The sequence below is a fragment of the Endozoicomonas ascidiicola genome, assembly GCF_001646945.1.
GTDB lineage: Bacteria > Pseudomonadota > Gammaproteobacteria > Pseudomonadales > Endozoicomonadaceae > Endozoicomonas > Endozoicomonas ascidiicola.
This window is the reverse complement of the sequence record NZ_LUTV01000006.1, coordinates 206,376-212,850: the sequence shown is the minus strand read 5'-3', so window position 1 is coordinate 212,850 and position 6,475 is coordinate 206,376. Positions and strand designations below refer to the sequence as shown.

8 protein-coding genes are annotated in these 6,475 nt (G+C 46.0%); 1 reads left to right on the top strand and 7 read right to left on the bottom strand.

Annotated elements, in window-relative coordinates; genetic code table 11:
- Positions 1 to 303 precede the first annotated feature (303 nt).
- From AKL11_RS17940 to AKL11_RS17915, 6 genes are all read right to left on the bottom strand, one after another.
- Positions 304 to 1,341 (bottom strand): IS1595 family transposase, encoded by a 1,038-nt coding sequence (locus AKL11_RS17940; RefSeq protein WP_067520067.1) that lies wholly within the window; start codon positions 1,339 to 1,341, stop codon positions 304 to 306.
- 355 nt (positions 1,342 to 1,696) lie between these two features.
- Positions 1,697 to 1,990 (bottom strand): YebG family protein, encoded by a 294-nt coding sequence (locus AKL11_RS17935; RefSeq protein ID WP_067520065.1) that lies wholly within the window; start codon positions 1,988 to 1,990, stop codon positions 1,697 to 1,699.
- Between the two features lie 151 nt (positions 1,991 to 2,141).
- Positions 2,142 to 3,020, bottom strand: a complete 879-nt coding sequence (rluB, locus tag AKL11_RS17930) for a 23S rRNA pseudouridine(2605) synthase RluB (protein WP_067520063.1) — start codon at positions 3,018 to 3,020, stop codon at positions 2,142 to 2,144.
- Between the two features lie 225 nt (positions 3,021 to 3,245).
- Positions 3,246 to 3,617, bottom strand: a complete 372-nt coding sequence (locus AKL11_RS17925; protein ID WP_067520061.1) for a DoxX family protein — start codon at positions 3,615 to 3,617, stop codon at positions 3,246 to 3,248.
- Positions 3,618 to 3,866: 249 nt separating this feature from the next.
- Entirely contained in the window at positions 3,867 to 4,406 is a 540-nt protein-coding gene (locus tag AKL11_RS17920; protein ID WP_067520555.1) for a dienelactone hydrolase family protein, read from the bottom strand.
- Positions 4,407 to 4,424: 18 nt separating this feature from the next.
- Positions 4,425 to 4,793, bottom strand: a complete 369-nt coding sequence (locus AKL11_RS17915; protein WP_067520060.1) for a SpoIIAA family protein — start codon at positions 4,791 to 4,793, stop codon at positions 4,425 to 4,427.
- 343 nt (positions 4,794 to 5,136) lie between these two features.
- Between AKL11_RS17915 and AKL11_RS17910 the strand changes: the two genes are divergently transcribed.
- Positions 5,137 to 5,967 (top strand): EamA family transporter, encoded by an 831-nt coding sequence (locus AKL11_RS17910; protein WP_157673645.1) that lies wholly within the window; start codon positions 5,137 to 5,139, stop codon positions 5,965 to 5,967.
- Positions 5,968 to 6,002: 35 nt separating this feature from the next.
- Here the strand turns inward: AKL11_RS17910 and AKL11_RS17905 are convergent, their stop codons facing one another.
- The gene (locus tag AKL11_RS17905) at positions 6,003 to 6,350 is read right to left on the bottom strand and encodes a DUF805 domain-containing protein (protein WP_067520058.1); all 348 of its coding nucleotides are present in this window, start codon (positions 6,348 to 6,350) and stop codon (positions 6,003 to 6,005) included.
- Positions 6,351 to 6,475 lie beyond the last annotated feature (125 nt).

Below are 6,475 nucleotides of genomic sequence, written 5' to 3'. Positions count from 1 at the left end.
GAAGTAATGAACCACATTGCGTTTAGATTTCTGAAGCCCACCTGAAGAATTGATTCATAAAATAAGTATCGCCATTCACCAACATGGAGAAATAGTTAGTTCAGCCAGTCAGACAGGGAAATCAGACGCCAGACTACGTAATGCAGTGGTCGGGTAACGCTCATTCTGAATAAAGAGAGTTCAATATAAACGCTCTGATTYGATCGCCACCAAAAAAGAAAACTTCTATAGACCACCCTCACCAGAAATCAATCCGGGCTTGTGCAACAACCGGATAAGATTGCGGCTAAGCGCAATCTATGGCTAAGTTACCGTTAATGGTTGGAAGCACCAATGTTCAGCAATTTTGCTAACCAATCGGCCAGCAGTTAACTTATTTGCCGCTGTAAGTTCCCGTCTCCAGGCCAGATAATGGGGTAGGTAACGAGTAGCAACCCCTTGGAATATGCCGCCAATCCAGCGTTTTAGATGTCTGTGATAAGAGTTTACAGTCTGGATGTGATAGATACCTTCAACAACATGTTGACCTGCAGATGTCACCAGCTCCTTAAAGTCAAATCCAAGCTTGTCTGCAAGTTTTTCATGTGCAAGGTGGGCATCCGCACAAACCGTGGCCTGTATCGATATACGGCCATTTAAATGCCTGCATAATTCATTAGCACTTTCGTTTTCCAGAACACCGTCGACAGTATTTCGATTGCGGTCCCGAGCCACCATCACCGGTACTTTTCGGGCTTTGTGGGGATCATTACCACGCTTTCTAGCTGGTCTTGGTAGGCCTTCTCTCTGCCCTTTGAAGGATTCACGGAAGAATGTTTCATCGAGCTCCGTAATGCCACAAAGCTCTTCTGCCTGGTCATTATTGATCACCTCAAGAAAGCGATGACGCCAGCGGAACGCGGTCTTCARGTCAATGYCATTCTCAGCAGCAGCGGGTCGCAAGACCATAGAGTAAGTCATGCCTGTAAGGTACTTGCTCCATTTTTCAGGGTGCCTGAGCCTTGCCAAAGGTGTTCCGCTAAAAGCATTAAATGTGGAGTCACAAGTCTTGCAGTGGTAGCGCTGTCGGCCATTCCGTATACCCCAGMGACCAACGCTATGGCTTTTGCATCTGGGACATTTGGGGTTTTCTGCAAACTTGGACAGTATGCTTTTTTCTACGTCAKGTGTTGTATTATTGTTGGATAAAGATTTACTGCAAAGTGTTTCTGAATCAGTGGTTTCTACTGCCTCAGTAMTTTCTATTTGGGCACTAATGAGCGAGGTGTTAAGAATGTCTCGCTGCTCACTGTTTAATGATGAAATGGAATCAATAAAATTCTGGAAGAGTTCAGATTGCATATCACTCCCCTACCACGTTGATTTTATAGGAGTTTAGCTGATTCAACCATTAACGGTAACTTAGCCGCAATCTATCCTTATTCGTTGAATATACTCCAGTAACCATAAACTCCTCCCTGGGTAAACCGAATTCAAAAAAATATTTATTAATATATTGATTTGGTTGAATAATTTTTATTAATGTGAGTTATGGTGCTTACTTTAACATTTCCGATTTGGAAAATAAGTTATCCATTGGTGGTAGGGGAGCCTGAAAGGTTGGAAGTTGGGGAAGGGGTAAAGAGTGGTTAATGAAAACAGGCACTGGAGATTCAGTGCCTGACATGATTTCATTTGCACAACTACTTACTTAATATCAAGCGACAGCTTCGCGGATATCCACGGTGTTGTCAGCTTCAACTTCTTCATTTCTTTGAATTTCTTCCAATGCATCTGGCTTGCCTTTAAAAGCGCGTGCCATCACATCTTTATTACGGGACATCAGTAAGCCGATTTCTTCCGCCAGCTTCTCATCAATCTCAAAATGCGACTCCAGCAGGCCAGTGATGCCGTCAGCCAGCTCCAGCATGCGATCGTGTTCTTCGGCGGCTTTCTTATCTGTAAACATGCTTCCGTCCCGGTCAACGCGCCACATGGGGGTAATGGACATGGGCTTCCTCCTGTTTTGGGTTATTAGTACTGTATATAGATACAGTAGGGATGTCCAGTTGGAATATTAGCAGGAGGGAGAAAGTGTAGAGGGTTTCGCATTTATAACCACAGAGCCGTTGGCCCTGTGGATAACAAACGATCAGAAGTGATCAGCGTGAACGCTGTTTTGCGTGAGGGCTAGGGCGTCGGCCGCCTTTCACCTTCTTCGCTTTGACTTCGTTCTTCTTCAAACGTTCTGTCGGCTTTTTGTGGTAAGACGGGGCGGATGGCAGTTCAACCAATGTGGCCAGTGCATCGATATCCGACTTTTGCAGTTCCTGGAATTGCCCCTGACGCAGTCCGTCTGGAATGATCAGACTGCCAAACCGCACACGTTTCAGTCGGCTGACGGTCAGTTCCTGAGATTCCCACAGGCGACGAACTTCACGGTTACGGCCTTCAAGAATACAAACGTGGAACCAACGATTGATGCCGGTGCCGCCGGATTCAACGATGTCGGTGAATCGTGCTTTGCCATCTTCCAGTTCGACGCCATCGAACAGGTTCTTCACTTTCTGCTGAGTAACGGTGCCCATCACTCGCACCGCGTATTCACGCTCAATGGTGTAAGACGGGTGCATCAGTCGGCTGGCCAGCTCACCATCGTTGGTAAACAACAGCAGACCGGAAGTGTTGAGATCAAGGCGGCCAATGGAGATCCAGCGTTCGCCTTTGAGATTCGGCAGTTTGTCGAATACGGTCGGTCGGCCTTCTTTGTCAGAACGGGTGCAGATTTCACCTTCTGGCTTGTTGTACGCAATGATGCGTCGCACGCCGGAGGCATAGGCATCCAGTTTAATCAGGCGGCCGTCAACGGCGATGGTGTCGGACACGGTAGCCCGGTCACCTAATGTGGCCTTTACACCATTGACGCTAATGCGTCCTTCGGTGATCCAGCGCTCCATCTCACGGCGCGAGCCAAGGCCGGCGCCCGCCAGGATTTTCTGCAGCTTTTCGCCCTGCGGAGGGAGTGTAGTTTCTGTGGTCATGAAGTATTGGCGGGATCGCCGCCTGGAATTTAACAAGAGGACGGGCAGTATAACGGGAGTGCAGTTGAGTGACAATGAGGGGCTTTCCCATCGGGCTGGGCTTTTCTGGTGAGGGGATGATAGATGGGGATAAATAGAACCTTGGTAAAAACCAGTGGCTGAAAGGTAAAGGGTGGGCATAACGCCAAATTCAGCGGCTGCAGTAGGCAGACCGCTGGAATTTTGTTAAATGCCTTGCATGCCAAACTCAAAATATTGTGAATATAATACTGCGCCTGAAAGCATTAAAGTGATCATTGCTGGAATAGCATCTTTCCAAGTATCAAAGTAAAAGTGAAAGAATACGGCACCTATTGATGTGGTAAATAGTGCCAGAGCGCCTGAAATACCAAGATACTCTGGCAACCAAAGGCCAACAGAGCCAAATAACTCAACGAAACCAACTAAAAGCATAACTGTTCGGTTTAGTCCATACTTTTTGAAAAATGCAAGCTGCGTTTCAAAAATGAATTTTTGCCACCCAAATATTTTAATCGAGCTTGCAAATATAAAAAATGCTGTCAGTAAAACTGATACTACAGTGATCGCCAAACTCATGCCTCGTACCCCAAGGCCATTAACTTTTTCTGAACCGATACTGGAGCTATTAGAAACTCTCTCGGTACACAATGTAATGGACAAATTAACATTAAATAGATAGCTCTATATGGGGTTATCTTTTGTAAAAAAAAGCCAGAAACTTAACATGTTGGCAGCGGGCATTTAACAACGCATCGGGGCACCCAAACCATGTAGGAAAACTGTTTATCGAGGTAGGGAGATACAATCCAACGATATCAAATCATCTTATGTCAGCTGCTGAATAAAGGCGTGGTAGCCCTCATGATTGAACTGCATCGACTGTTTATTCATAAATCCGTGTAGGTAAGGCACCTGCTCGATGGTCACCTTTTCTTTCTGAGAGAGGTTATCCATAAGGAGAGCCACATCAAAGTGCTTTTCATGCTCAGGAAAAATAAGATGCGTCGGGATGGTTGGGTTGATCTGTTCCCAGTGCCTGATCTGAGAACCGTAGAAACAAATCGCTGTTGATCCCGATGGAATGGCGGGAAGGTCGGATATTTTCCAGATGGCCGATGCACCGGCACTGAAACCGATTAAGTTGAGTGGCTTCGTATAGCTGGATACTTTTTTTGCCAATATCGCTGCATAACGATCCATGCCGACAGATTGGGTGAATGCTTCATATGCCTCAGATTCTGAAGAGAAACCAGTTTTTACGGAATCATAGGGATCCAGAATATTCACGTGGCCAGACAGGCTTTGTGCGAGCGCTTCAAGCGCGTCAGTTCTGCCAAAGATGTCAGAAACAATCAGTGTGTTCATGGTCATAATGGCTAACGGTTAAGACCCAGCTAGCCAGGCTTCTGCCGCTGAAAAATTGTCAAGGTCAAAGCCTTTGATTTCCAGTCCGGGCATTAATTTACCTTCCAGTTCCGCAACAGTTTGCAGCCATTTTTTGTCAGTGACGACGGCCGCGCGATCAAATTTTTGAATGCATTTGAAGAGTTCGGGTAAGTGACGAAGCTTGATAGCAACAGCGCTCAGGGAAGGAAGGGAAAAGTGCTCTATTTTGTAAAGTAACTGGCCAGAAGTGAGGTCTGAGGCGAGTCGTAGAAATTGATTGACTGCTGACTCCATCTCCCCAGGGTAAATTTTTCCATCAATTTCAATGTATAGGTAATTGGCGTTTGAAAGGCTGATATGAATCATGTGTTTCAACTCTGATTTGATTGTGTTCAATGATCGTTGTTTCAGTTTTTACTACGACCTAGGAGGCTGTCCGAGAATAGGTTGCCCTACTGCGGTGGCAGTAAATTGGTCTAAAAAATCCGTTTTGTTCAGTAAATAGCACCACTATTCACTTCACAAAACGGATTTTTTATCCTCAATTTTCTACCATCCTCGCTACGGGCGCTATTCTCGGTCAGCCTCCTTGAAAACGTTTGATCATATCCAGATTGTTACTAAAGTAAGGTCACACAAATATTGTTGTGAAGCAATTATGCAGCCTCCAATTTACAAGCTGATTTCGATTTTTTGCCTTGTTATGTCGATGATATCGATTCAATTGGGGCTGAGCCTGTCCAAAAATGTGTTCGATGTGCTTGGGGTACAAGGCATTGCAACCGCAAGAATATTGGGCGCTGCGTTGATCATGTCGTGGCTGCTGCGGATCTGGAGGGTTCGGTTTGACTGGGCCAGTGCGCGTTACCTTTTTTGTTATGGTGCTTCACTGGCAGGCATGATTATTCTTTTTTATTACGCAATGGCTCGTATCCCACAGGGCATTGCTGTTGCGATTGAGTTTCTTGGGCCGTTAACGGTGACAGTTCTGTATTCCCGGCAAATAAAAGATCTGATGTGGGTCGGGATAGCGATGACAGGGTTATTGCTGGTTACACCATTAACGTCACCTGTCGACGATCTTGATGCCGTAGGGTTGCTGTGGGCATTCGGAGCGGCGATTTGTTGGGGTGTGTATATCGTCTCTGGCAAATCGGCAGGTAAGCATTATGGCATGCAAACGCCTGCATTGGGTATGGTGATTGCAGCTTTGATCTCCATACCCTTTGGGGCTGAAGAGTTTTTCAGTGCCAACCTGACGCCGGGTGTCGTTGGTATCGCGTTACTGATTGCCATTATTTCTGGCGTGATTCCATTCACCCTGGAAATGGTGGCTCTTCGTCAGTTACCTGTGAAAACATTTGGCACATTGCTCAGTTTCGAGCCAGTGGTGGGCATGATGAGTGGCTGGATGATTTTGCATGAAACGCTGGCAATGGAGCAGATTCTGGCGGTGCTTCTGATTGTTATTGCCTGTGCAGGTGCTGCTTGTACTGAACAGGAAGAACAACAGACCCCAGTTAAACAGGAGCCTGCTTAGAAGCTGTTCACAATCGTTGTCTGGCACGCATCACATTAAACGGCAACAGTCTTCGGGTTTGGGCCGTATTCGTTATCGGCTTTGCTGTCTTGAACCAGAAAAACCAGCATAACAATAGTTCCGATCAATGGAACAAACAGAATCAACTGCCACCATCCGGAACGATCGGTATCGTGAAGTCGTCTGGCTGCAATACTGATGCTTGGGATGACCATGCCCAAAGAGTAAATCAGGCTCAGGATGGCTGTGCCTATTACGCTATCGATGATGGTTACAACAAAGAAGAAAATTATGTAGAACAGGAAGTACATCCAATATTCCTTTCTACGGGCTCTGCCTTCAAATGTGGCGTACTGTTTAAGTGCGCTGATGAAATATTCCACTCTCTACATCCTTTTTTATGGGTGAATTGTCTCTGATAGCCACGAGTACTTTTTCTCGTAGCCATGATGGATTATCTGTTCAGATTTTCCACGGGAAAGCATAACATCAATGACCAACTGAACAG

Coding starts and splice junctions, on each gene's coding strand:
- AKL11_RS17935 (WP_067520065.1), bottom strand. CDS start 1,990: ATGTCCATTACCCCCATGTGGCGCGTTGACCGGGACGGAAGCATGTTT.
- rluB (WP_067520063.1), bottom strand. CDS start 3,020: ATGACCACAGAAACTACACTCCCTCCGCAGGGCGAAAAGCTGCAGAAA.
- AKL11_RS17925 (WP_067520061.1), bottom strand. CDS start 3,617: ATGAGTTTGGCGATCACTGTAGTATCAGTTTTACTGACAGCATTTTTT.
- AKL11_RS17920 (WP_067520555.1), bottom strand. CDS start 4,406: ATGAACACACTGATTGTTTCTGACATCTTTGGCAGAACTGACGCGCTT.
- AKL11_RS17915 (WP_067520060.1), bottom strand. CDS start 4,793: ATGATTCATATCAGCCTTTCAAACGCCAATTACCTATACATTGAAATT.
- AKL11_RS17910 (WP_157673645.1), top strand. CDS start 5,137: ATGATATCGATTCAATTGGGGCTGAGCCTGTCCAAAAATGTGTTCGAT.